The sequence below is a fragment of the Paraburkholderia ginsengiterrae genome (genome assembly GCF_001645125.1).
In the GTDB taxonomy this organism is placed as follows: Bacteria; Pseudomonadota; Gammaproteobacteria; order Burkholderiales; family Burkholderiaceae; genus Paraburkholderia; species Paraburkholderia ginsengiterrae.
In genome coordinates this window covers 74,546-99,003 of the sequence record NZ_LXKA01000055.1, presented here as the reverse complement: position 1 = coordinate 99,003, position 24,458 = coordinate 74,546, and the positions used below count along the sequence as shown (strand labels likewise).

General features: G+C 63.1%; 20 protein-coding genes. 15 read left to right on the top strand and 5 right to left on the bottom strand.

The genetic code is table 11. From position 1 onward, the window contains the following. Positions 1–6: 6 nt before the first annotated feature. Positions 7–1,155: a porin gene (locus A6V37_RS04060; protein ID WP_064264935.1), complete on the top strand. Its 1,149-nt coding sequence runs from the start codon at positions 7–9 to the stop codon at positions 1,153–1,155. A 61-nt stretch (positions 1,156–1,216) separates the two neighbouring features. On the opposite strand, the gene A6V37_RS04055 is transcribed toward A6V37_RS04060, so the two are convergent. Beyond that, positions 1,217–2,128: a LysR family transcriptional regulator gene (locus A6V37_RS04055; protein WP_064264933.1), complete on the bottom strand. Its 912-nt coding sequence runs from the start codon at positions 2,126–2,128 to the stop codon at positions 1,217–1,219. Positions 2,129–2,238: 110 nt separating this feature from the next. Between A6V37_RS04055 and A6V37_RS04050 the strand changes: the two genes are divergently transcribed. The 3 genes from A6V37_RS04050 to A6V37_RS04040 all read left to right on the top strand — a co-directional run bounded on the left by A6V37_RS04050 (position 2,239) and on the right by A6V37_RS04040 (position 4,288). After that, on the top strand, positions 2,239–2,880 hold the full coding sequence (locus A6V37_RS04050; protein WP_064264931.1) for a glutathione S-transferase family protein: 642 nt from the start codon (positions 2,239–2,241) through the stop codon (positions 2,878–2,880). 33 nt (positions 2,881–2,913) lie between these two features. Beyond that, positions 2,914–3,903 carry a pyridoxamine 5'-phosphate oxidase family protein gene (locus tag A6V37_RS04045; protein ID WP_082902536.1) on the top strand — a complete coding sequence of 330 codons (990 nt, stop codon included), beginning with the start codon at positions 2,914–2,916 and terminating at the stop codon, positions 3,901–3,903. A 166-nt stretch (positions 3,904–4,069) separates the two neighbouring features. Then, positions 4,070–4,288, top strand: a complete 219-nt coding sequence (locus A6V37_RS04040) for an autotransporter outer membrane beta-barrel domain-containing protein (RefSeq protein ID WP_064285794.1) — start codon at positions 4,070–4,072, stop codon at positions 4,286–4,288. A gap of 18 nt (positions 4,289–4,306) precedes the next feature. Here the strand turns inward: A6V37_RS04040 and alr are convergent, their stop codons facing one another. The 3 genes from alr to A6V37_RS04025 form a co-directional block, all read right to left on the bottom strand. Next, positions 4,307–5,419 (bottom strand): alanine racemase, encoded by a 1,113-nt coding sequence (gene alr / locus A6V37_RS04035; RefSeq protein ID WP_064264928.1) that lies wholly within the window; start codon positions 5,417–5,419, stop codon positions 4,307–4,309. A 94-nt stretch (positions 5,420–5,513) separates the two neighbouring features. Next, complete coding sequence (locus A6V37_RS04030) at positions 5,514–6,806, bottom strand: D-amino acid dehydrogenase (RefSeq protein ID WP_064264926.1); 1,293 nt, start codon at positions 6,804–6,806, stop codon at positions 5,514–5,516. 175 nt (positions 6,807–6,981) lie between these two features. After that, on the bottom strand, positions 6,982–8,466 hold the full coding sequence (locus A6V37_RS04025) for an amidase (RefSeq protein ID WP_064264924.1): 1,485 nt from the start codon (positions 8,464–8,466) through the stop codon (positions 6,982–6,984). A gap of 453 nt (positions 8,467–8,919) precedes the next feature. On the opposite strand from A6V37_RS04025, the gene A6V37_RS04020 reads away from it, so the two are divergent. The 11 genes from A6V37_RS04020 to A6V37_RS03970 all read left to right on the top strand — a co-directional run bounded on the left by A6V37_RS04020 (position 8,920) and on the right by A6V37_RS03970 (position 23,154). Continuing rightward, the gene (locus A6V37_RS04020; protein ID WP_064265043.1) at positions 8,920–9,204 is read left to right on the top strand and encodes a hypothetical protein; all 285 of its coding nucleotides are present in this window, start codon (positions 8,920–8,922) and stop codon (positions 9,202–9,204) included. Between the two features lie 1,054 nt (positions 9,205–10,258). Continuing rightward, positions 10,259–11,335, top strand: a complete 1,077-nt coding sequence (locus A6V37_RS04015) for a PAS domain-containing sensor histidine kinase (RefSeq protein ID WP_075643409.1) — start codon at positions 10,259–10,261, stop codon at positions 11,333–11,335. Between the two features lie 8 nt (positions 11,336–11,343). Continuing rightward, on the top strand, positions 11,344–11,982 hold the full coding sequence (locus A6V37_RS04010) for a response regulator transcription factor (protein ID WP_064265041.1): 639 nt from the start codon (positions 11,344–11,346) through the stop codon (positions 11,980–11,982). 312 nt (positions 11,983–12,294) lie between these two features. Continuing rightward, a complete protein-coding gene (locus A6V37_RS04005; RefSeq protein ID WP_064265040.1) occupies positions 12,295–12,681 on the top strand; it encodes a response regulator transcription factor in 387 nt (128 codons plus the stop codon). Positions 12,682–12,822: 141 nt separating this feature from the next. After that, positions 12,823–13,425 (top strand): lipid-binding SYLF domain-containing protein, encoded by a 603-nt coding sequence (locus A6V37_RS04000; protein WP_064265039.1) that lies wholly within the window; start codon positions 12,823–12,825, stop codon positions 13,423–13,425. 264 nt (positions 13,426–13,689) lie between these two features. Then, positions 13,690–14,976 (top strand): efflux RND transporter periplasmic adaptor subunit, encoded by a 1,287-nt coding sequence (locus tag A6V37_RS03995; RefSeq protein WP_157447848.1) that lies wholly within the window; start codon positions 13,690–13,692, stop codon positions 14,974–14,976. 12 nt (positions 14,977–14,988) lie between these two features. Next, on the top strand, positions 14,989–18,210 hold the full coding sequence (locus A6V37_RS03990; protein ID WP_064285793.1) for an efflux RND transporter permease subunit: 3,222 nt from the start codon (positions 14,989–14,991) through the stop codon (positions 18,208–18,210). Between the two features lies 1 nt (position 18,211). Further along, the gene (locus A6V37_RS03985; protein WP_064264920.1) at positions 18,212–19,696 is read left to right on the top strand and encodes an efflux transporter outer membrane subunit; all 1,485 of its coding nucleotides are present in this window, start codon (positions 18,212–18,214) and stop codon (positions 19,694–19,696) included. Next, positions 19,693–20,982: a paraquat-inducible protein A gene (locus tag A6V37_RS03980; protein WP_064285792.1), complete on the top strand. Its 1,290-nt coding sequence runs from the start codon at positions 19,693–19,695 to the stop codon at positions 20,980–20,982. Before A6V37_RS03985 ends, A6V37_RS03980 begins: the two co-directional genes overlap by 4 nt. Continuing rightward, positions 20,957–22,567, top strand: coding sequence for a PqiB family protein (locus A6V37_RS03975; RefSeq protein ID WP_064264916.1), 1,611 nt, complete (start codon positions 20,957–20,959; stop codon positions 22,565–22,567). The genes A6V37_RS03980 and A6V37_RS03975 overlap by 26 nt, the downstream gene beginning before the upstream one ends. After that, positions 22,564–23,154 carry a PqiC family protein gene (locus tag A6V37_RS03970; protein WP_423213085.1) on the top strand — a complete coding sequence of 197 codons (591 nt, stop codon included), beginning with the start codon at positions 22,564–22,566 and terminating at the stop codon, positions 23,152–23,154. The genes A6V37_RS03975 and A6V37_RS03970 overlap by 4 nt, the downstream gene beginning before the upstream one ends. 36 nt (positions 23,155–23,190) lie before the next feature. On the opposite strand, the gene gltS is transcribed toward A6V37_RS03970, so the two are convergent. After that, positions 23,191–24,393, bottom strand: coding sequence for a sodium/glutamate symporter (gltS, locus tag A6V37_RS03965; protein ID WP_423213084.1), 1,203 nt, complete (start codon positions 24,391–24,393; stop codon positions 23,191–23,193). Between the last annotated feature and the right edge of the window lie 65 nt (positions 24,394–24,458).

The following is a 24,458-nucleotide window of genomic DNA, read 5'->3' as shown; positions in this document are numbered from 1 at the left end:
AATCAGATGAAGAAGAGCAATGCCGTCAGCCTTTCGGGACTCGCACTCGCGGCAAGCGCTGTATGCGCGCCAACGGTTGCTCATGCGCAGAGCAGCGTGACGCTGTACGGCATTCTGGATGCCGGCATCACCTACGTGAACAACGCCGGCGGTGCGCACCAGTACAAATTCGACGACGGCATTTCCTACGGCAACCGGATCGGCTTCAAAGGCGAGGAAGATCTCGGCGGCGGGCTGAAAGCCGTATTCGTTCTCGAGTCCGGATTTCACGTAGGCAATGGGCAATTGGGATTCGGCGGCTCCTTGTTCGGCCGCCAGGCTTATGTCGGGTTGAAGAACAGCTGGGGCACGCTCTCGCTGGGTAATCAGCTCGACATGACCGAAGAGTTTGTCTACCTCTACAACATCTCGGCATGGGCGAGCGGCTATGCGATCCATCAGGGCGACTTCGACCGCATGAATGGCGACCGGCTGCCGAATTCGATCAAGTTCCTCTCGAACGATTTCGCGGGCTTCTCGTTTGGCGGCATGTATTCGTTCGGCAATACCGCAGGCGACTTCCACAACAAGAGCGCGTGGAGCGTGGGCGCGCGCTATGAGCACGGTCCATTCAACATGGGCGCGGCCTATACGCAGTTGAACAACCCGTACGGCATTTACGCGTTCGATCCGTATGCGATGATCGGCACGCGCACGTTCCTCGGCCAGCCGACCGTGTCAGTCGATCCCGCAACCGGCGCGGTGACGGATCTGTATGGCTCGTCGGCGTTCCCGGTGGACAAACAAGGGGCGTTTGCGGTCGGCGCGGCCTACACGATCGGCAACCTGATGCTGAGCGGGGACTTCACCTACACGACCATCAAGGGGCTCGGCCAGACCTCGCATATGCAGGTCTACGAGGCAGGTGCTTCGTACAACTTTATGCCCGACCTGGCGCTGTACGGCGGTTATCAACACACGCGCTTCGAAGGCAACCATTGGAATCAGGGTTCGCTCGGGCTGCACTACCTGCTCTCCAAGCGCACGGATGTCTATATCTCCGGCGACTACCTGCGTGCTTCCGATGGCGTGAACGCGGTGATCGGCTACAGCTTCACGCCGTCCACCTCGAACACGCAGACGGACGTGCGGATCGGCATGAAGCATTCGTTCTGAAGCGTGACGATGGGCGGTTTTCGGCGTGCGTTGCTGATAACCGCCCATGCCCTCACGCGACTCACCCAAGCTGTTTCTTGAAGGTGTCGATCAGCGCCCGTACCTTTGCCGGAGGATGGCTGGTGGGCGGAAACACGGCCTGAATGCTCGCGGGTTCGCTGGTCCATTCAGGCAGCAGACGGATCAGGCGGCCGGATGCCACGTCGCCGCCGATCGAAAAATCCGTCAACAGGCCAAAGCCGCCGCCGGCGAGCGTCGCCGCGCGGCAAGCGTCGGCGGTATTGACCAGGAATGCGTTTTCGCAGCGCACGGTTGCGCTGTCGTCGGCGTTTTTGCCGCTGCCGCGGCGCAGCGCGAGCGTGAGTGGATGCGGCAATACCGTCAAGGCGCAGAAGGGCAGCGCCGCCAGTTCGGCGGGTGTGTGCGGCTCGCCCCACTGTTCGATGAACGCCGGGCTCGCGACGACCCATTTGACGAAGCTGCCGAGTTTGACCGCCCGGTAATTGGAATCGGCAAGACGCCCGAGGCGAATCGCGACGTCGATTCCATCGGCGATGAGGTCCACGTACTGATCGGTGCACAGCAATTCGACGTCGAGCTGAGGATGCGCGCGGCGCAGCGCCACGAGCGCGGGCGCGACCGCGAGCGAGCCGTAGTCGATCGGCGAGCTGACGCGCAACATGCCGCGCACGGGCGCGGTGTCGCCGCCCAGCGCCGTCAGCGCTTCTTCCGTGGCGCGGAGAATTTTTACGCTGGCGTCGTAGAACGCGCGGCCCGCTTCGGTCACGCCGAGCCGCCGGGTGGTACGCACCAGCAGGCTCGCGCCCACTTCGGCCTCGAGTCGCTGCATGTGCGTGCTGACCATCGTCTTGGCGAGGCCCAGGCGGGTGGCCGCGGCGGTCAGCGAGCCGGCCTCGACGACCGCGACAAAGATCGCCAGACGGTTCAGGTTTACGTCACGCACGTCGGCCATGGTGGATTGTCCATCTTCGATTGATTGTGTTTCCCGCATTATCAGGCTTCTGCGGGGGCGCCCGTGCGCATTATGCTCGACCCATTCCTTCCCGCTCTCTGGACCCTGCCATGCCTGCCGCCAAACCCACCCAGCCGATCCGCCTGTTCACCAGCCTGCTATCCGGGCACGGCCATCGCGTGAGGCTCTTTCTGACCCTGCTCGATCTGCCGTTCGAGATTGTCGAGGTGGACATGAAAGCGGGCGGTAACCGCACGCCCGAATATCTGGCGCTCAACCCGTTCGGCCAGGTTCCGACGATTCAGGACGGCGACATCACCCTGTTCGATTCGAGCGCGATTCTCGTGTATCTGGCGAAGCGCTACGCAGACGCCTCGTGGCTGCCGCAGGACCCGCTCGGCGCGGCGGCCGTGCAGCGCTGGCTGTCGCTTGCGGCCGGGCAGATCGCTTATGGGCCGTGCGCCGCGCGGCTCGTTACCGTATTCGGCGCGCCGTGCGATCACGAAACCGCAAAGCGCATCGCCATCAAGCTGTTCGACGTGCTGGATCGCGAGCTGGCCGGCAAACCGTTCGCCGCGGGCGAGCACGTCACGATTGCCGACATCGCCGCGCACACCTACATCGCACACGCGCCGGAAGGCGGGGTGTCCCTCGACGCGTATCCGAACATTCGTGCGTGGCTGCGCCGCGTCGAAGCGTTGCCGCGGTTCATCCCCATGGCTTCGACCAAAGCGGGTCTGCTCGCCGCGTAACGCGCACATGCCTCACCATGCCGGAGATCAATCATGTCCACTGTTTTGTCCACGGTTACACCGCTGGATGGCTGGGGTGCTGAAGCCTCACCGTTTCATGCCGCCGAACTCGCCGCCCAGCAGCGCGCGGGGGTAAGGACGCAGGCGGAATCGGTTGGGCGCCGCGGGATTCGCCGCGCGATGCCGGACCAGCATCGCCAGTTCTTTGCCGAGCTGCCGTTTATGCTGTTCGGCGCCGTCGACGCGCAAGGTCAGCCGTGGGCGACGGTACGCGCGGGCACGCCGGGATTCGTGTCGTCGCCCGATGGGCGGACGCTGCGAATCGAAGGCGGGGTGTTGCCCGGAGATCCGCTGGCCGGCCATTGGCAGAAGGGCGCGATGATCGGCGGCCTTGGGCTGAACCCGCCGACCCGGCGGCGCAACCGGATCAACGGCGTGGTGACGTCCGTGGATGGGGATGTCGTGACGCTCGAAGTCAGTCAGAGCTTCGGCAACTGCGCGAAATACATTCAGGGCCGTACGCCGAGCCGGGTGGAGCAGGGCGCGGCTGATTCGTCCGACTCACTGACGATAGCGGCGCAACTCAGCGAAGCAGACCGCGCGCTCCTCGCGGGAGCGGACACGTTTTTCATCGCAAGCGCGAACCTGTCGGAAGAGGCGGGGCTGGCACGTGGCGCCGACGTTTCGCATCGCGGCGGCGTACCGGGTTTCGTGCGCGTCGACGATGCACTCACGCTGACCACGCCGGATTACAGCGGCAATCGCCTGTTCAACACCCTCGGCAACCTGATCCACGATTCGCGCGCCGGCTTGCTGTTTATCGACTTTGCGAGCGGCGATCTCGTGCATGTCGCCGCTCGCGCGGAAATCGTATGGGAGGGCGCTGAACTGGCGGCATTCGAAGGCGCGCAAAGGCTCGTGCGCTTTCATGTTCAAGAAGTCCGGCGCAGCCGGGGCGCGTTGCCGTTTCGCTGGTCCGCTGTTGAGTTCGCGCCGCAATTTGCATCGGCGATGCACGCGTGAGGCACGCGCGCCGCCTTGCCGAACCGGGCTGCCGCTAAATGACAACCCTGTCTGGGCGCGCTTGGAAATAGTTCGCAATGGGTGTTATAAGTCAGACCATTCTTGTGTTCCACGTATTGCCCGCACCAGGATGGGCACGGCGTGGCTGCCTTAGCTGCGGCTGAATGTGCTGCGCTCGTTCGGTTCGGACGACAAGACGACTTTCGGTGGCGTGACGTCGATCGGCACGAACATCGGCCAGACGGCGGGCCAGATCGGCGCGGGTGTCGTCGCGAAGCTCTCGAAGCAAGGCAGTGCGTTCGCGACCGTCAGCTACGTCACCAATCTGGGCGGGGAACATCAACGCACGGTGACAGGGGATGCCGGCGTGCGTTGGGCGTGGTGAATGCAGCGTTTGTCTTTGTCAGACAGCGAACTCCGCGACGCCGGCATGCGTGTCGTCATGCGCAGCGCTCACCCGTACCGGAACCCGGCGGGCGAGGGCACACATGAGCTCGTATCCAATCGTGCCGGCGGGTTCCGCGACATCGTCGATTTTCACCTGATCGCCCCACAGTTCGACCTTTGAACCAATGCCCGCCGAAGGACAGGGTGTCAGGTCAACCGTCAGCATGTCCATCGAGACCCGCCCCACGGTCCTCGTCATGACGCCGTCGACGGCCACGGGCGTGCCGCTCGGCGCATGCCGCGGATAGCCATCGGCGTATCCGCAGGCAACGACACCGATACGCATCGAGCGATCGGCAGTGTAAGTGCGCGCATAGCCGACCGTGTCGCCGATACGCATCGTTTGCACTCCGATGATTTCACTGGACAGCGTCATCGATGCACGCAACGAGACGTCCGCGATATGGCGCGCGACGCCTGACGGCGACCCGCCATAGAGTACGATGCCCGGCCTGACCCAATCGCGATGCGCACGCTCGTGCCACAGCACGGCAGCAGAATTCGACAGGCTGCGTTCGCCGGGAATGCCCTCCGTTGCCGCGTCGAAGCGATCCAGTTGCCAGTCGACGTCGTGTGCGTCGGCGTTGGCGAAATGACTCATGAGGGTGATCGCACCCACGCCCTGCGTCGCCCTTGCACGCTCCCATGCGCCGCGGAACCCTTCGGGTGTAAAGCCGAGGCGGTTCATGCCGGAGTTCATCTTGAGATTGATATCGATGGATCGACCCGGCTTGGCCGCCGCGATGAGTTCGAGTTGTTCATCGCAATGCACCGCGACGGTCAGGCCGAACGTCTCCGCGGTTTTCACATCTTCCGGCTTGAAAACGCCCTCGAGCAGAAGAACCGGTTTTTTCCAACCCAGTTCGCGAACCCGTACCGCTTCGTCCAGATCGAGGAGGGCAATGCCATCGGCTGCCGCGAGGGCTGGATAGATCCGTTCGATGCCGTGCCCGTAGGCATTCGCTTTGACAACGGCCCAGACACGCGAGCCGGATGCCTTTTGCCGGACGATCTCCAGGTTATGCCTGACGGCATCGGGATGGATGTGAGCAACGATGGGGCGCGGCATGAAGACCTCTAGAAACAGGTGAGCAGGCGTTTCCGCCTGCGGTTGTCGTTGTGAATGGGCGAGCCATCGGCAGCGTTCAGCTGCAGAGCGATGTTCAGGTGAGCTTGAAATCCGCTGGTACAGGTGGCTCCTTCGTATAGCGGAATACGTTGAGATCGTCGTAGCGTATATCCGGCTGCTTGCCGGAAATCAGGTCCGCGAGAAGCCGCGCCGAACCGCACGACATGGTCCATCCCAGTGTGCCGTGGCCGGTGTTCAGATAAAGGTTGGGAAGCTCGGTCGCGCCGACAATCGGTGTGCCGTCGGGAGTCATGGGGCGCAGGCCGGTCCAGAACGATGCGTTTGCCGTGTCGCCGCCGCCCGGGAAGAGGTCGTTCACGCACATCTCGAGCGTGTCGCGCCGCGCTTCGCGAAGCCGTTTGTCGAAGCCGACAATTTCGGCCATGCCGCCTACGCGGATGCGCTTGTCAAAGCGAGTGATCGCGATCTTGTAGGTCTCGTCGAGTACGGTTGAAACGGGAGCGCGCGATTCGTCGACGATAGGTGCCGTGATGGAATATCCCTTGAGGGGATAGACGGGGATCTTGATTACGTCTGAAAGGAAGCTCGTCGAATACGATCCGAACGCCACGACATACGCATCCGCATGCATCAGCTTCGCGCCATGACGCACGCCGACAGCCTTGCCACCCTCGACGACAATGGCATCGACCGGCGTGTTGTAGCGGAACGTGACGCCAGCCTGTTCGGCCAAAGCGGCCAGACGTGTGGTGAACAACTGGCAGTCGCCAGTTTCATCGCCTGGCAGCCGCAGTCCGCCGGTCAGTTTATGCGACGTTTCGGCGAGCGCCGGCTCGGCGCCCGGCAACTCCGCGCGGGTCAGCAACTCATACGGGACGTTGGCTTCCTTGAGAACCGCAATGTCCTTGGCCGCGCCATCGAACTGTTGCTGGGTACGGAAGACCTGCAGCGTGCCGCCGGTTCGCCCTTCATACTGGATGCCCGTGTCCGCGCGCAACGCCTTCAGGCAATCCCGACTGTATTCCGCCAGTCTCACCATCCGGTTCTTGTTGATGGCGTACCGTTCGGCCGTGCAGTTTTGCAGCATCTGCCACATCCACTGAAGCTGGAACTGCGTGTACTCGTCGTCAGGCCGGATGGCGAGCGGCGCATGCTTCTGAAACATCCATTTAACGGCCTTCAGTGGTATGCCTGGCGCAGCCCAAGGCGACGCATAGCCCGGCGAGATCTGGCCGGCATTGGCAAAACTGGTCTCGAGGGCAGGGCCTGGCTCACGATCGACAACAACGACTTCGTGACCCGCACGAGCGAGGTAGTACGCGCTCGTCACCCCAATCACTCCGCTGCCTAACACGATGACTCGCATACGCGTCTACTCCGCTGCCCCGAAAGATGTCGAAAAGTTCTAAATGCTGCGCGTAGAACAGTTTCCGGTTGAAGGCTGGATGCTATCGAGACTTTCGTAGGTTTTGTTAATGAATTTGACGTCGCTTTTGGTTGAAGTTACTGCCGTTAAAACTGCGAGACTCTTTCCCGGGTGCCTAGACGATCATCCATCCCGGTGGTCGTGCATTGACCCAATCACGCGCCTGTTCATAAGTGTGCGCAAGTTGCAGAACTGCCAGATCGGCGCGCGGACGACCAATCAGCTGCATCCCCATTGGCAAGCCGGCGTCATTGAAACCGACGGGTACGTTGATGACCGGGCAGCCTGCGAGCGTCCATGGTACGACCGTTTCCATCCAGCGGTGATAGGTGTCCATTGCGCGCCCGGCGATTTCTGCCGGCCAACGCATATTCGCGTCGAATGGAAAGACCTGCGCTGTCGGCGCCGCTATGAAATCGTAGCGATCGAAGAAACGCAGCACTGTCTGATACCACGCGGTTCGCTCGGCGCTGGCCTCGAGGATGTCTATGCCTGACATGCCCAGCAACCCCTCGACCTCGTAAATCGCTTCGGGTTTTAGCAAAGCGCGATGCGCCGGATCGCGGTAGTGCGCGAGCAATTCGCCGCCAGCAAGCCAGTGCCGGTGGGCGAGCCAGATTTTCCAGATTCGTGCTGGAGAGAAGGGCGGTAGCGCGGCATCGACGTCGCACCCGATCTCGCGCAGTGCTTCAAGACCTGACTCGCAAATCGACAGAACCCCCGGCTCAACGGCAAGGTATCCGTTCCAGTTACCGACCCACGCTATGCGCTTGCCGCGCTGGTCCGCGTCGAGCGACTGGGTGAACACGGAGGGATCGTCGTCGAGTGCCAGCGCGTCGTCCGGATCGTACCCGGACTGGATCGACAAGAGCAGCGCAACGTCTTTGACCGTACGGCCCATCGGTCCCTCGACGCCGAGCTGCTGGACAAAAACGTCTGAGCGGGGCCAGCGCGGCACGCGGCCCCTGGAAGGGCGGAATCCGTACACGTTGCAGAACGCAGCGGGATTACGCAGCGAGCCGCCGAAATCGCTTCCATCCGTGACAGGCAGCATGCGCGCTGCAAGCGCGGCCGCCGAGCCGCCGCTGCTGCCACCAGCCGTTTTCGTTGGCGCATATGGGTTGCGTGTCACACCATAGACCTCGTTGAAGGTGTGCGAACCGAGCCCGAATTCAGGCGTATTTGTCTTGCCGACAATGATGGCGCCTACAGCTCGCATGCGCGCGACGCCAAGTGAATCGGCTTCGGGCACGTAATTACGGAACATCGGCGAGCCGAAGGTCGTCACCAGGCCTTGGGTCGCCGTGAGGTCTTTCGGCGCCATTGGCATGCCGTGCAGCCAGCCTTGGTACTCGCCGCGCGAGAGTCCGGCATCCTTTTCGGCCGCCTCAGCAAGCAGTGCGTCGCGTTCCCGCAATGCGACGATTGCGTTCACTGTGCCGTTGACGCGGTCGATGTGATCCAGATAGGCGGTCATCGTCTCGACACAGGACACTTCCTTGCGGCGAATCGCCGATGCCAGTTCGTCGCCAGATAGTTGAACGATCGGATCGAGAGGAACCGCGGCGGACGCAAGATCTGGTGTGGCGACGTGCGGCATGAGCGTCTCCTTAAGGTAACCGGTGGTGTCGGGCACATTGTCGGCATAGTGTAGCGACAGTCCCGATGGTGCATGTTATGCAATGCAGCAGGTGACGTTGGTTTGCATGATCTTGTTCCTACACGCTCGGCTTCAAAGATGGGTTCGACGTGAAGTCGGGAACAACTTCAGTGCAATAGTCTGTGCATATAAGTGTTCCTTTGACACCAAATTAAGAGATCAAATCCGCTGACGAACCCGCAAAGCGCCTGCGCGTGGAGGCTTCGATCGCATCGCCTGCCGTTCGCCCCGAATTCGCCGGAGTGAACGCTACTTTGAGGGAGGAAAACGGTCCCGTAAGACCTAAACTAATATCCAATGCAGCCAGTTTGCGATGCTGGCCAGCACCTTGGGCCAAGATTCAATTGACGCGGAGATTACCTCGGCTGCCGCAGCCCTCGGGGGGAAATGTTCATGAAGACTCTGATAGTACTGGCATGCGTAATGCTGTCCGCGAACGCGTTTGCAGAATGTGCGACGAACGCCCGTGGCGAGACGGTCTGTGGCAACGGACAGACGGCCGGCGGCTATAACCGGAACACGGGTACGGCCTGGTCGTCCCAGACGAACCAGAATGGAGTGCGGACGACTCAGACCAACCGGGGCGGCGAAGCGAAGACGATGAACGGCAAAGGCGTGGTTCACGGCCCGGGCGGAACCACCTGTTACCGGACCGCGAACAGTCACGGTTGCAAATGACCACCCTTCGCCCCCACTGTTGCATTCGCCTCGATGACCCGCTGCGAGTATCGTAAGGCCGACGAACCGACGATCAGCGTGACGCTCCGCCGCCCGCGCGATTGAGCGGTCCAACATCTATTCGGCCATAGGTGCAGCCGCGACGTCCGCGATGATTCCTGCCGGCAGTTCGATCTGGTAGTTTGCCGACTAGGAATAGAAGGTCGGACTGCCGAGTGCAACCGTCCAGCATGCAGCTGGATCGGTCAGGCTACGAGCGCAGCGAAGACGCATATCGAACGCAGTACGCGTTCAATAGGACTTTGGTCCTATACCGGTGCGCCACCCTTGCGCTATTCTCAGGCGTTGAAGGCTATGAAAGAAATCTAACGACATCCGTCGCGAATGTTATTTCGGAATACGCGACTGGGAGAAAGACATTTGAAATCCAGTGGCCCAATCGTCGTTCATGGCGCGAATCTTAGTTAAACGCGAATATAAACCAATCGCCCGATTTAATCGTCCGGGCCATTGGCGTAAACGACGTCGAAATAAATTCTCCAGATCGGTAAAAACTGACTAAGATCAAGTAGCAATTCTTTCCTGGCAGCGCATCGGTGAGGACGTACGCAACGCGCACCGTTGCCTTTAGGCGGATGGTCTCGATCAATTATTTCGCTCACCAGCAGTAGAAACGGAAAATTAACAAATGACGCGAGTGAACGATTCCCGTGAAGGTCGTCATTGAGCCTGTTTCAAACGTAACTGCCGCAATCGCACCTCGTTGAATGGTCGGGATTCGCCTGGCGCGCTTGCGGGCAGGGAGGCATTCGCTATGCACAACGGCGTGCCAGATTGTGGAGTTGTGCCGACGGCCATCGCGTCCATGATCGTGTGGTGCCGTGTGCCCAGGCATCCGCGACCTCGCGCGGGACGCGCCCTGACCGTCTTTTCCCGATCCGTTCGTCGCTTCGGCGGGCATCTCGGTCTCGAAGCGTCGACAGCCTTCGCGTTGCGTAGTCATGCACACAAGCACCGCGCCGTGGTCGGTGGAACGCTCCTCGCCGGCGTGCCAATGCGTGACGTGCTGGAAGTCGTGCCGATTGCGATTCTCGGCATCAGCAAGGCCGGTAGGATCACGTTCATCAACGAGCGGGGGAGAGAGCTATTCGGCTATCGCAGCGACGAATTGGACGGCGCCTGCGCAAGTCTCCTGATCCCGGCATGGTCCACGCATGGCGTGCACGTGATTGCGCCGAAGCCGCCGTTTGCCACCTCCGTGCTGCGTACCGTTGTCGCGCGTTGCCACGACGGCGCTGAATTTCCTGCAGAGGTGACGACGAGCCAATGTCGTGTTGATGGCGTGCCGATCTTGCTTGCCGTGGTCGTGGAGCGCAGCGAGCGCGACGAATTGCACCGCAACCGGCAGGAACTTGCACATCTGGCGCGCGTGTCCGCGCTGGGGGAGCTTGCCGGATCGCTCGCGCACGAGCTGAATCAGCCGCTCACCGCGATCCTGTCCAACTCGCAGGCTGCCCAGCGTTTCATGGAAGCGGACCCGATCAACCTGCGTGAAGTGCGCGAGACATTGAAGGACATCGTCGCGGACAACCGCCGGGCCGGAGAAATCATCCAGAAGATGCGGGCGCTCGTCAGGAAGTGCGACATCGAATGGCAGTGGGTCGACGTTAGCGGCGTCGTGCACGACGTGGCCTCACTCGTGCACAGCGACGCGATCGTGCGCGGAGTCCGCATAACGATCCAAGTTGCACCCGGTTTGCCCTCCGTGCGTGGCGACAAGGTGCAATTGCAGCAAGTGCTGCTCAACCTGATGCTCAACGCCCTCGACGCCGTGCAGGATCGCACCGCCGCGGACCGTCTCGTGGCAGTGCAGGCGCGCGTCGACACCGGCGGCGCAGTGTGCCTTTGCGTGCGCGACCACGGCCGTGGGCTGACGGTGGATCAGATGGACAAGATCTTTCAGCCATTTTTCACTTCGAAGCCGCACGGTCTTGGGCTCGGGCTGTCGATCAGTCGCAGTATCGTCGGCGCACACGGTGGACGCATCTGGGCGGAGAACAATGCCGAGGGGGGCGCCTCCTTCTATGTGTCGTTGCCGGCCGGGAACGCAGCGGGACCGAATCGCATGTGACCACAGCCATGACTCATTCCCCGTCCCGCGTTTTTGTGGTCGATGACGACGACAGCGTTCGCCGCGCCCTCGGGCGCCTGCTGCGCTGCGCCGGGTATCAGACCGAAGTTTTCGAATCCGCACGCTCTTTCCTCGCCGACATGGACCTGTCGAGCGGACCCGCCTGTCTCGTGCTGGACCTGCAGTTGCCGGACCTGAGCGGCCTCGAGTTGCAGCGCGAGCTGAATATGAGCCTGCCGATCGTGTTCCTGACCGGACATGGCGATATCGCCACCACCGTCGACGCGATGAAGGCGGGCGCAACTGATTTCTTGACCAAACCGATCAGCGACACCGTATTGCTCGACGTGGTGGAGCGCGCCCTCGTGTGCGCGATGCAGATGTACGAAGAGCGGCAGGAGCTGGTAGAGATCGAGCTGCGCCTCGCGAGTCTGACGCCGCGCGAGCGCGAAGTGATGGCGCTGGTCGTCACGGGGCGCCTGAACAAGCAGGTCGCGTTCGATCTCGGTGTCGCCGAGAAGACGATCAAGATCCACCGCGCACGCGTGATGAAGAAAATGAAGGCGCGCTCGCTCGCCGACCTGATCCATTTCGCCGATAAGGTGCGGGCCGGCCGGCCTGCATACGCGCCGCACGTGCGGCACTGAGCGCCCCGCGCATTGCGGCTTTGCTCGCCCACGCCGGAGCAAATTCCCATACCCGTTTTGCGCCGGGCGTCATGCGGCCCGCGAAAATCCAGAACGTCGTCGCTGCCTCCGTGACGGGGCTGCACTTTTTCCTTGAGTTCGCCATCCGCGCCCGTCACGTGGCGAGATAGTCGTGCACCACCGTGCCGGGCCCGAGCGTCAGTTCTCGTTTCTGTTGGACCAAAGTCCTATACCCGTTTTGCGCCGGGCCGGGTAGCCTGAATTGGCAGGATTGCAGTTGCACGGGTAACTGCTGCGTCCGGACTTCTCATGATGGGTAATGCAGATCCATTCGTGGCCATTGTCGACGACGACGAATCGGTGGGCCGGGCGATCAGGCGTCTGCTGCGATCCGCCGGGATCGGTGCGGACACGTACCTGAGCGGCGACGCGTTTCTGGACACGCTTTCATCGATGCCGTCATACCGGCCGGACTGCGTGATCCTCGACATCCAGATGCCGGGACTGAATGGACTGGATGTGCAGCAGCGCCTGAAAGGCAGTGGCATACCCGTCATCGTGATCACCGCTCACGACGACGTAGCTGTGCGTTCACAGGCGCTCGCATCGGGGGCGTTCGGGTACCTGTGCAAACCCTTTGACGATTCGCTCCTGATCAGGACAGTGCAGGCCGCGCTCGGGATCGCGCCGTCGCCGTGAGCGGAAAGAAGGAATGGGCGTCGGGATATCGGACCAAAGTCTCATTGTTTTTACACTGAACGGTGAGCAGACTTCACCACGAGGGGCCGCGGCGTCCATACGAGGTCCTATTTATCTGACATGGCAACGGGAGTCGGCATCATGATCCATCACGTTCGCAACCTGGCAATGCTTGCACTGCTCGCCATACTCGCAGCCTGTGGCGCCACTCAGCAGTCGGCCATGATGGATTCGGGTGGACCGACACAGACAGTGGCACAAGCCGATCCGACGCTCGATGCGGATTGCAAGGCGGCGCTGGCGTCTCTCTATGCGGGCACGCCGCATGCGCAGGAACTGGGCCAGCAGGCGAAGGGTATCCTGGTATTTCCGCAAGTCATCAGGGCGGGATTCATCGGAGGAGCTGCACACGGCGCGGGCATTCTGTACGAAAACGGCAAGGCTACCGGCTCGTATGCGACGACTTCGGGCACATTCGGGTTGCAGGCGGGCGTGCAAACGTACGCGTATGCGATGTTTTTCATGACCGATCATGAGCTGAACGATCTGAAAACGAGTTCGGGTTTCAGCGTGGGTGTTGCGCCGACGATCGTGATTGCGGACCAGGGTGCGGCGAAGAACCTGAACACCACGACGCTGAGTTCCGAAATTTACGCGTTCATCTTCGACCAGAAGGGGCTGATGGCGGGATTGGGGCTGGCAGGAAACAAGATCACCAAGATCAGGGAATTTGCACCGTCGTGACGGAGTCGGCAGGATGCCTGCGAGTCACTGCAAAGAATGGCATTAGTTTGGATGACGAAACAGTGTGGTTTAGCTGGCAGAGGCTATCCATAGAACGCGAGCCAAAGCGTTCGAGCGGTGCGCGGCGGCCCTACCGGTACGCGGCTGACGCGGGTGGAGGATTGCGGCCATGAAGAGGCTGGTCACAGCGGCATTCGCCGATTGTATCGCGCAGTCGCAGGATGCATGCGTCGCACGCTGCCGGCGCGTTGCGGGAGGTCACTCATGAGCGGCCCGTTCTTGATCACCCATCGCCCGTTACCCGGGATTGCGGCGCGTCGAAACCGCCTGCCACTAGTCCTCGTCGCCGCGGCACTGATGCTCCTTGCCGGCTGCAAGAAGGCGTCGGGGCCGCCGGCGCTCGGCGCGCCGGAGGTCACGGTGATGACGGTCGTCGCACACGACACACCGGTCGACCTCGAATTCACCGCGCAGACGCAGAGTTCGCGCGAGGTCGAGATTCGCGCGCGCGTGGACGGCTTTCTCGACCGGCGCACGTATGCCGAAGGCGACGAGGTGAAGACCGGCCAGACGATGTTCCTGATGGACCCGAAGCCGTTCCAGGCCGCGCTGCAGACGGCGCGCGGCCAGCTCGCAGCGGAGCAGGCGCGGCTCACGGTCGCGCAGCAGAACCTCGGCCGGGTCAAGCCGCTCGCCGCGCAGCAAGCATTGAGCCAGAAGGATCTCGACGACGCGATCGGCAACGAGAAGCAGGCGCAAGCCGCGGTGATTTCCGCGCAAGGGCAGGTCCAGACGGCGGAGCTCAACCTTGGCTACACGACGATCAAATCGCCGCTGAACGGCCTTGCGAGCTATGCGCGCCAGCAGGACGGCAGCTATCTGATCGCAAATTCGTCCGGTCTCCTCACCTATGTCTATCAGCTCGATCCGATCTGGGTGAACTTCAGCATTTCCGAAAACGAAATGCTCCACTTTCAGGACCAGATTTCGGCCGGCAAGTTGCTCTTTCCGCCGCACAGCGAGTTCGTCGTGGTAGTCGAGCTTGCCGACGGCACACAATTTCCGCAGCACGGCACCATCAGCTTCGCTAACCCGGCGTTCAACACCGACACGGGGACCTTCCTCGTACGGGCCGTGCTCGCGAACCCGAAGGGCACGTTGCGGCCGGGGCAGTTCGTGCGCGCGCGGGTGGAGGGCGCCATGCGGCCGAACGCGGTCCTCGTGCCGCAGCGCGCGGTGCTGCAGGGCGCGAAGAGCCACTTCGTGTGGGTCGTCGACGATCAGTCGAAGGCTCATCAGCGCGTGGTCGAGGTCGGTGACTGGAACGGCGATAACTGGTTCATCACCGACGGTTTGAAGGCGGGCGAGCGCATCGTCGTGGACGGCGCGATCCGGGTCGTGCCCGATGTGCCGCTCAAGATCGCCGGCACGGTCGCCTCGACGCAGACCGGCGGCACGACGATCGTCGAGAAGGGCGGCGCATCGGCCCCGCAACTGAGCGAGGGCGCACATCCGATGCCGCCTGGCGCCGCCAGCGGCGCGTCGCAGTAAGGGGCGGACTCGATGAACATCTCGCACTTCTGCATCGACCGGCCCATCTTCGCGTCCGTCATCTCGATCGTCATCACGCTAGGTGGCGCGTTGACGATGTTCGCGTTGCCCATCGCGCAGTACCCGGACGTCACGCCGCCGCAGATCACGGTTTCCGCGACCTACCCGGGCGCGAGCGCCGACGTCGTTGCGAACAATGTGGCCGCGCCGATCGAGGAGCAGGTCAACGGCGCGGACAACATGATCTACATGTATTCGTCGAGCTCGTCGACCGGCAACGTGACGCTCAACGCCTTCTTCGAAATCGGCACCAATCCGGAGCTCGCCCAGGTCGACGTGCAGAACCGCGTGAACCTCGCGCTGCCGCAACTGCCGCAGCAGGTGCAGTCGCAGGGCGTCCAGGTCCAGAAGAAGTCGAACGCGTTCATGATGGTGATCGCGATCTATTCGCCGGACGACCGCTTCGATCCGACCTATATTGCAAACTATGCGAACGTCTATGTGCTCGATACGATCAAGCGGGTTTCGGGCGCTAACCAGTCGTCGATCTTCGGCACGCCAGACTATGCGATGCGGATCTGGTTGAAGCCGGACCGCATGGCGCAGCTCGGCATCACGGCCGGCGACGTGCAGAACGCGGTGCGCGCGCAGAACCAGCAATTCGCGGTCGGGACGGTCGGGCAGTCGCCGACCGGCAACCCGGTCGAGCAGTCGTTCGCGGTGACGACCACCGGGCGGCTCGCGACACCTGAGGAGTTCGACAACATCATCATCCGCGCGGCGAGCAACGGCGCGGCGATCGTCCGTCTGAAAGACATCGGCCGGTCCGAGCTGGGCCAGAAGAGCTATGCGAACCGCACCACCTTCCAGGGCAAGCCGGCGACGATCATTGCGGTCTATCAGCAGCCTGGCGCGAACGCGCTCGATGTCTCGAAGCAGGTGCGCGCAACGCTCGCGGATCTGAAGAAGGCGTTCCCACAAGGGCTCGACTATCAGATCGCGTTGGACACGACGGAATTCACGCGTGCGTCGATCAGCGATGTGGTTCACACGTTCTTCGAGGCGCTGGTGCTCGTGGTGATCGTCGTGTTCGTGTTCCTGCAGAGCCTGCGCGCCACGATCATCCCGGTGCTGGCTGTGCCGGTGTCGATCGTCGGCACGGCGATGGGGATGGCGGCGCTGGGCTTCTCGATCAACATGCTGACCTTGTTCGGGATGGTGCTCGCGATCGGTATCGTCGTGGACGACGCGATTGTCGTGATCGAGAACGTCGAGCGCAACATGACCGTCCACAAGCTCAGCCCGAAAGACGCAGCCAAGCGCGCGATGGACGAAGTCTCAGGTCCGGTCGTCGCGATCGTGCTCGTCATGTGCGCGGTATTCGTGCCGGTCGCTTTTCTCGGCGGGATCACCGGACAGCTGTACAAGCAGTTCGCGATTACGATCGCGATCTCGGTGGTGTTCTCGGGCGTCGTGGCGCTCACGCTCTCGCCCGCGCTGGCCGCCATTCTGCTGAAGGCCACGCATCACGAGAAGCGCGGCTTCTTCCTGTGGTTCGACACCCGGTTCGCGCGCATGACAGCCAGCTACGGGCGCGCCGTGCAGTTCATCATCAAGCGCTACGTGATCGGCCTCATCGTGTTCGCTGGCGTAATCGTGCTCGCGGTCCTGATGGGCAAGTCGATTCCAGGCGCATTCCTGCCGCCGGAGGACCAGGGCTACCTGCTTGGCGCGATCATCATGCCCGACGCGGCGAGCCTCGACCGGACCGCGGACGTTGGCGACAAGGTCACCCAGTATTTCATGAAGCAGCCCGCGGTCAGCAGCGTCACGATCGTGAACGGCTTCAGCCTGCTCGACAGCCAGAACAAGAACAACGCCGGCACATTCTTTATCGGCCTGAAGGGCTTCGACGAGCGCTACAAGTTCTCGAACATCAAGGAGCAAAACGCGCGCGCGGTGCTGATCGGGGCCTACGAGACGCTCTCGAAGGTGCAGGAGGGCATCGTGGTACCGGTCAATCCGCCGGCCATTCCAGGCCTCGGCACGACGGGCGGCACCGAGATGTGGATCGAAAGCCAGGGCGACGGCTCCATCCAGCAGCTAGCGGGCGTCGTGCAGGACTTCGTGGTGAAGGCGAAGGCGCGGCCGGAGCTCTCCGGCGTGACCTCGACCTTCAACGCGTCGTCCCAGCAGTTGCTCGTGAACGTCGACCGCGACCAGGCGGAGACGCTCGGCGTGCCGGTCGAAGAAGTCTACAGCGCGATGCAGACGATGTTCGGCTCGCTCTACGTCTCGCAGTTCAACAAGGATGCGCGGCTCTGGCAGGTGATCGTGCAGGCCGATCCGCGCTACCGGCTCACGCCGGCCGACCTCAATCAGATCTACGTGCGCAGCCGGACCAGCAACATGGTGCCGATCAAGGCGGTGATGACCTACAAGTACGTCACGGGTCCCGATCTGATCACGCGCTTCAACAACTTCCCGGCGGTGAAGATTACGGCGAACGCGGCGCCGGGCTACAGCACGGGCCAGGTGATCTCGACGCTGCAGGAACTCTCCGCGCAGATGCCGCCGGGCTACGCCGTTGGCTGGAGCGGGGAAGCGTTCGAGGAGATCAAGTCGGGCTCGACCGGGGGCCTCGTGTTCGTGTTCGGGATCATCATGGTGTTCCTGATCCTCGCCGCGCAATACGAGAAGTGGTCGCTGCCGTTCGGCGTACTCATGGCGGTGCCATTTGCCCTCTTCGGCGCACTGCTCGCCATCTTGCTGCGCGGCCTGAACAACGACGTGTACTTCCAGATCGGCTTGACGATGCTGATCGCGCTCGCCGCGAAGAACGCGATCCTGATCTTCGAGTTCGCGGTGCTGAATCGGGAGGAGGGCAAGTCGCCGTATGACGCCGCGCTCGTCGCCGCCGAAGAGCGCCTGCGGCCGATCGTGATGACCTCGCTCGCGTTCATCCTCGGCTGCGTGCCGCTCGCCATCGCGCTGGGCGCCTCACAGAACAGCCGCCATTCGATCGGCACGGGCGTGATCGGCGGGATGCTGGGTGCGACCGCGATCGCCGTGTTCTTCATACCGATGTTCTACTGGGGTATCGAGTCGCTCGGTTCGCGCAAGGGCGGCGGCAAGGAAACGCCCCAATCCGGCAGCGGCACACCGCCACCGGGCGGTGCGGGCGGCTCGGGCTCGCCGCACGTCACGCCGTCTGCGCGGCATGAGGATGACTGACATGCGCGCCGCCTATGCACGCCTTGCCGCGCCGCTTCTGATGCTCGGGTTGCTGTACGGCTGCCTGCTCGGTCCCAGTTACGAACGGCCGAAGGTGGCCGTGCCCGCTACATACCGCAACGCCTATCCGAACGCGGCGGACGTGGCGGACGTCGCTAACACGGCGTGGTGGGAGCAGTTCCAGGACCCGGTGCTCAACGACCTCGTGAAGACCGCGCTCGAGAACAACCTCAACGTGAAGCAGGCCGCAGCGCGCGTCGACGAGTTCATGGGCCAGTTCGTGAGCACGCGTTCGGCGCTGTTCCCACAGGCGAGCGCCGGCTTCGACGCGTCGCGCCAGCGCGCTTCTCAGGTCGGGCCCACGCCGATACCCGCCGGCGTCTCGCCGGTGTTCAACGAATATCAGGGGAGCCTATCGGGCTTCTGGAACATCGACCTGTTCGGCCAGGTGCGGCGCGAGACCGAGGCGGCGCGCGCGAATGTGAACGCGGCCGAGCAGAGCCGCCGCGCGACGATCCTGACGCTCGTCTCGTCGGTCGCGTCCTCGTATATCGTGCTGCGCAGCCTCGACAGGCAACTCGAGATCGCGCAAAGCACGACCGCGAGCCGAGCCGACTCCGTGCACGTGTTCACGCTGCGCCAGCAGTTCGGCCAGACTTCGCAGATGGAGCTCGCCCAGAGCCAGTCCGACTATGAGTCCACGGCGGCGACCATCCCGCAGCTCGAGCAGCAGATTGCGCAGCAGGAAGACGCGCTCTCGGTGCTGCTCGGCAGCAATCCGGAGCCGATCCTGCGAGGCCGGGCACTGGCGGATCTCACCACGCCGTCCGTGCCCGCGGGCTTGCCGTCGGACCTGCTCGACCGCCGGCCCGACGTGCTGCAGGCCGAACAGAACCTGGTCGCGCAAAACGCGCTGATCGGCGCGGCGCGCGCGTTGTATTTTCCGCAGATCTCGCTGACGGGGCTCTTCGGCTCCGTCAGCACGCAGTTCTCGAAACTCTTCACCGGACCCGCGCGGGTATGGTCGTACGCCGGCTCGGTGACGGTGCCGCTCTTCACCGGCGGGAACATCTACGGCCAGAACAAGCAGGCCGAGGCGCGCCAGCAGGAGGCGCTGTTCGCCTACGAGAACGCGATCCAGGTGGCGTTCCAGCAGGTCGACGACGCGCTGGTCGCGGTGCAGAAGTCGCGCCAGCAAGCGGAGATCCAGAGCCGCCAGGTCGGCTCGCTGCGCACCTATTTGCGCCTCGCGCGGCTGCGCTACGAGGGCGGCTATACCAGCTATCTGGAAGTGCTCGACGCCGAGCGCAATCTGTTCAGCTCGGAGCTGCAATACACACAGACACAGGCCGCGACCCTGACGAACCTCGTGAGCCTCTACATGGCGATGGGCGGCGGCTGGGTCGTACAGGCGGAGCAGATGAGCGTGCCGCCGCCCAAGGCGCAACCGGCCGCGCCGCCACCCGTTGCACAGGTGCCGCAATGAGCCGCGGAAACCTCATCGCGTGCCACGAGTGCGACCTCCTGCAACGCGAGGTGCCCGTGCCCGAGGGCGGCGTGCTGTGTTGCCGGCGCTGCCGGGCGCAGTTGTACCGGAACCTCCCCAACGGCCTCGAGCGCGCGCTCGCATTCTCGCTCGCGGCGGTCGTGCTATTCGCGATTTCGAACGTGTATCCGATCGTGGGTCTGGCAGTCAACGGGACGATCGTCGAAACGACGCTGCTCGGCGCGGTGCATGTGCTTTACCAGGACGGCAAGTGGCCGATCGCCGGCCTCGTCTTCGCGACCACGGTGCTGATGCCGATCCTGCAGACCGTGAGCATGCTGTGGATGCTGGTGCCGCTGAAGTACGACCGCGTGCCCTGGGGCGGGCCGTTCGTATTCCGGCTGTGCCATCTGTGCCAGCCGTGGGGTATGACCGAAGTGCTGATCCTCGGCTTGCTGGTTGCGCTCGTGAAGCTGTCACGGATCGCGAGCGTGGTGGTGGGCCCGGCGCTGTGGTCGTTCGGCGCGCTGATGCTGATACTCGCGGCCGCGGGTGCCGCGTTCGATACGCACGTTCTGTGGTCCCGTGTTGCCGCCGTCGAGCACAAGGACGCGGAGCCGGCGCTTGATGAGTCATTGCCGCAAGGCGCGCTCACCGCCGCACAATGCGGCCTCGCGCTGTGTCACGACTGCGGGTTGCTCGCCAGGGTGCCGGCGCACGCGCACGCGTCCTTCTGCCCGCGCTGCGGCGCGACGATGCACCTGCGCAAGCCCGCGAGCCTCTCGCGCACCTGGGCCTTCCTGATTGCCGCGATGGTGATGTACATCCCGGCAAACGTGCTGCCGGTGATGTACACGAACTCGCTCTTCGGCGCCGAGAACGACACGATACTTTCCGGCGTGGTGTATCTGTGGACCTCGGGCTCCTGGTCGCTCGCGATCGTCGTGTTCGTCGCGAGCATTGCCGTGCCGATGCTGAAAATCCTGGCGCTCGTCTATCTGACGCTCTCCACGCAGCGGCGCTCGCGCTGGTACCTCGCCGAGCGCACGCGCATCTACCGGATCGTCGAATTTGTCGGGCGCTGGTCGATGCTCGACATCTACGTGATCACGATGCTCGTCGCACTGGTGCAGTTCCAGGCGCTCGCGACGATCCAGGCCGGCAACGCGGCGATCGCGTTTGGGGCGGTCGTGGTGCTCACGATGTTCGCCGCAATGACGTTCGACCCACGCCTGATGTGGGACGAAGCGGAGCAAGACGATGCCAGGAACCGAGCAGAAGCCTGACCTCCCCGACGCCCGTGCCGTGCCGCGCTCGCGCTGGCGCCTGCAGGTCGTGTGGCTCGTGCCGATCCTCGCGGTCCTGATTGGCGGATGGCTCGCGGTCAAGGCCGTCATCGACAAGGGGCCGACGATCACGATCAGCTTCGCAACCGCCGAAGGGCTCGAGGCGGGCAAGACGAAGATCAAGTTCAAGAACGTCGACATCGGCCTCATCAAGAGGGTGACGCTTACGCCCGACCACACGCGTGTCGTCGCGACCGCGGACATCAATAAGGATGCGAGCGACATGCTGGTCGAGAACACGCGCTTCTGGGTCGTGCGTCCGCGCATTTCGGGCGGGACGGTGTCCGGGATCGGCACGCTCCTGTCCGGCTCGTACATCGGGATGGACTTCGGAAACTCGAAGGCCGAGCGGCGCGACTACATCGGGCTCGAAGTCCCGCCGGTGATCGAGAGCGACGTGCCCGGCCGCGAATTCATCCTGAAGAGCTCGGACATGGGCTCACTCGACATCGGCTCACCCGTGTTCTTCCGCCGGCTGCAGGTCGGGCGGATCTCCGGCTACAAGCTCGATCCGGACGGCAGCGGCGTAACGCTGCGCGTGTTCATCAATGCGCCGTACGACAGGTTCGTGCTCGGGGACACTCGCTTCTGGCACGCGAGCGGCGTAGACGTGACGGTGGGATCGAATGGCGTGCGTGTCGAGACGCAGTCGCTGATATCGATCATGATCGGCGGTGTCGCGTTCGAGTCGCCGCCCGATGCGCGCGATACGACCGTCGCAATCGGCGGCTCGACCTTCACGCTGTTTGAGGACCGGACCGAGGCGATGAAGGTGCACCACCACATCGTGGTGAGGTATGTGGCCAACTTCAACGAATCGGTGCGTGGCCTGACGGTAGGTGCACCCGTCGATTTCCGCGGCATCGTGATTGGCGAAGTGACGGCGATCTATACGCGCTTCGATCCGAAGGCCGAAAAGTTTTCCATACCTGTGGAATTCAACCTGTATCCTGAACTCTTCACCTCCCGTTACCGGGCCAACGCAGGTGGCCGCCTGAGCAATGACCCTCACGCGCTCGCCGACCGCCTTGTCGAGAAGGGCTTGCGCTTCCAGCTAAGAACCGGCAACCTGCTGACCGGGCAACTGTACCTGGCTGCGGACTTCTTCCCGGATGCGCCGAAAGCCATGGTCAACTGGGACTCGTCGCCTCCGGAGCTGCCAACGATTCCCGGCAACTTGCAACGCTTGCAGGACAACGTCACGCAACTCGTGGCGAAACTGAACTCGATCCCGTTCGAGGCGATCGGCAAGAATACGCAGCAAACGCTGGCAAGCGCGAACGCGCTGCTCAATCATCTCGACACCGAGATCGTCCCGCAGGCACAGGGCACCTTGACAGCGGCGCATGCGGCGCTCGATACGGCCAACAACGCGCTGCAGCCGGGCTCGACGCTGCAGCAGAACACCAGCGACGCGATGCAGGAACTGGCGCGCACGGCTGCGGCCTTCCGCACCCTTGCAGACTATCTGGAGCGGCATCCGGAGGCGTTGCTTCGCGGAAAGTCGCAGGAGACCCAGCCGTGACGCGTATCCCCTCCCTCATGGCTGTCGTTCTGATGGCCTCGCTACTCGGCGGTTGTGGCAGCTCGCCGACCGCACGTTTCTACACGCTCAAACCGGATGCGACGTTGACGAACGCCGGGGGCCCCATGCCGCTTCGTGTCGTCGTCAATCCGGTCACGATTCCGGATCTGGTCGACCGTCCGCAGATCGTCACGCGGGTTGCCGGCAACCAGGTGTCGCTCGACGAATTCGCGCGCTGGGCCGAGCCGTTGAAAGGCGATATCGCGCGCGTAGTCGCTGCGGACCTGGGCGCATTGCTTGGCTCGGAACGCACGAGCGTGTTCGATACCGGCTCCGATGTGCCGCCGGCATGGCGCGTGCGCGTCGATGTCATACGTTTCGACTCGATGCCGGGCGACGCGGTTACCATCGAAGCGCAGTGGACGGTGTGGCCGCCGAAGAAGTCCGTGCCTGTCACGGGACGCTCGCTCGAACACGAACCCGTGCAGGGTCAGGGCTATGACGGCCTCATCGCGGCTCACGATCGTGCGCTTGCGGCAGTGAGCCGCGATATCGCGTCGGCCATTCGCACGAGCCTGGCTCAATGAAATGCGGTTCTCGTCCCACGAGTGCAGCGCAGGAAACTATCCATAAATCGGCAGCAGCAGGAACAGTTTGATGACGATCGCGTTAGCGATATCGATGAAGAACGCGCCTACCATCGGCACGACCAGAAATGCCAGATGGGACGGGCCAAACCGCTCGGTGATGGCTTGCATGTTGGCGATTGCGGTCGGCGTGGCGCCGAGGCCGAAACCGCAATGCCCGGCGGCCAGGACCGCCGCGTCATAGTTGCGGCCCATGGCGCGAAAGGTCACGAACATCGCATAGGCAGCCATCGCGATCGACTGTATGGCCAGGATCGCGAGCAGGGGCAGCGCAAGCGAGGCCAGGTCCCATAAGCGCAGGCTCATCAGCGCCATCGCGAGAAAGAGACTGAGGCTGACGTTGCCCAGCATCGACACGGCGAGTTCGGAAACCGCGTACCAGCCGCGTATGGCGAGCACATTGCGCAACACGACACCTACGAACAGCACCCACACGAAGGCGGGCAACTCGATCGCCGTGCCGTTCGACCAGGACGCGAGCACCGAGCCGACGGCGAGGCAAACCGCAATCAACGCGATGGTTTCGATGACGGCGTCCGCCGTGACCGGGCGAACCGCCTTGGGCTGCTCGAAACCGGCGGCGCTTGCGTCGTCGCCGGATTGCTGGCTGGGGACCAGACGATAGTGCGTAATCAGGAAACGCGCGACCGGGCCGCCGATCAAGCCACCGAGTATCAGGCCGAAGGTGGCGCAAGCAATGGCGATCTCCGTCGCCGCCGCGAGACCGTGACGTTCGGCGAACACCTTGGCCCACGCGGCGCCTGTGCCATGGCCGCCCGAGAGCGTCACCGACGCTCCGAGCAAACCGAGAATGCGCTCTTGCCCCAATGCCCAGGCGAGGACGATACCGAGCGCGTCCTGCATGACAAGCAAGCCGACCACGACGCCGAGAAAGACGATCATTGCACGCCCGCCGGATTTCAGCGCCGCCAGATCAGCGTTCAGACCGATAGTGGCAAAGAAGGCGAACATCAGCGGCGTTTGAAGGGCGGTGTCAAAGCGCACCTCGATGTGCGAGAGGCTGCGCAGCGCGAAGATCAGCAACGCGACGAGCAGTCCCCCAACGACTGGTTCCGGAATGCTGTAGGTGCGCAGAATTCGCGCTCGGGCCAGTATTTGCCGCCCGAGCAGCAGCACGAGGCATGCGGCCGTCAGCGTTTCCAGCGTGTCGAGGTTCACGATATTCTTCTCCGGTCACCGGAAAATGCACTAGGCAGGACGCAGCGACTCTGCCGTCAATCGCA

What these genes read in the sequence shown, in the direction of transcription:
- A6V37_RS03995 (WP_157447848.1), top strand. Translation starts at nt 13,690, where the DNA reads ATGAGCGGCCCGTTCTTGATCACCCATCGCCCGTTACCCGGGATTGCG.
- A6V37_RS03990 (WP_064285793.1), top strand. Translation starts at nt 14,989, where the DNA reads ATGAACATCTCGCACTTCTGCATCGACCGGCCCATCTTCGCGTCCGTC.
- A6V37_RS04060 (WP_064264935.1), top strand. Translation starts at nt 7, where the DNA reads ATGAAGAAGAGCAATGCCGTCAGCCTTTCGGGACTCGCACTCGCGGCA.
- A6V37_RS04020 (WP_064265043.1), top strand. Translation starts at nt 8,920, where the DNA reads ATGAAGACTCTGATAGTACTGGCATGCGTAATGCTGTCCGCGAACGCG.
- A6V37_RS04050 (WP_064264931.1), top strand. Translation starts at nt 2,239, where the DNA reads ATGCCTGCCGCCAAACCCACCCAGCCGATCCGCCTGTTCACCAGCCTG.
- A6V37_RS04010 (WP_064265041.1), top strand. Translation starts at nt 11,344, where the DNA reads ATGACTCATTCCCCGTCCCGCGTTTTTGTGGTCGATGACGACGACAGC.
- A6V37_RS04045 (WP_082902536.1), top strand. Translation starts at nt 2,914, where the DNA reads ATGTCCACTGTTTTGTCCACGGTTACACCGCTGGATGGCTGGGGTGCT.
- alr (WP_064264928.1), bottom strand. Translation starts at nt 5,419, where the DNA reads ATGCCGCGCCCCATCGTTGCTCACATCCATCCCGATGCCGTCAGGCAT.
- A6V37_RS03975 (WP_064264916.1), top strand. Translation starts at nt 20,957, where the DNA reads ATGCCAGGAACCGAGCAGAAGCCTGACCTCCCCGACGCCCGTGCCGTG.
- A6V37_RS04015 (WP_075643409.1), top strand. Translation starts at nt 10,259, where the DNA reads ATGCGTGACGTGCTGGAAGTCGTGCCGATTGCGATTCTCGGCATCAGC.
- A6V37_RS03985 (WP_064264920.1), top strand. Translation starts at nt 18,212, where the DNA reads ATGCGCGCCGCCTATGCACGCCTTGCCGCGCCGCTTCTGATGCTCGGG.
- A6V37_RS04030 (WP_064264926.1), bottom strand. Translation starts at nt 6,806, where the DNA reads ATGCGAGTCATCGTGTTAGGCAGCGGAGTGATTGGGGTGACGAGCGCG.
- A6V37_RS04005 (WP_064265040.1), top strand. Translation starts at nt 12,295, where the DNA reads ATGGGTAATGCAGATCCATTCGTGGCCATTGTCGACGACGACGAATCG.
- A6V37_RS04025 (WP_064264924.1), bottom strand. Translation starts at nt 8,466, where the DNA reads ATGCCGCACGTCGCCACACCAGATCTTGCGTCCGCCGCGGTTCCTCTC.
- A6V37_RS04055 (WP_064264933.1), bottom strand. Translation starts at nt 2,128, where the DNA reads ATGGCCGACGTGCGTGACGTAAACCTGAACCGTCTGGCGATCTTTGTC.
- A6V37_RS03980 (WP_064285792.1), top strand. Translation starts at nt 19,693, where the DNA reads ATGAGCCGCGGAAACCTCATCGCGTGCCACGAGTGCGACCTCCTGCAA.
- A6V37_RS04000 (WP_064265039.1), top strand. Translation starts at nt 12,823, where the DNA reads ATGATCCATCACGTTCGCAACCTGGCAATGCTTGCACTGCTCGCCATA.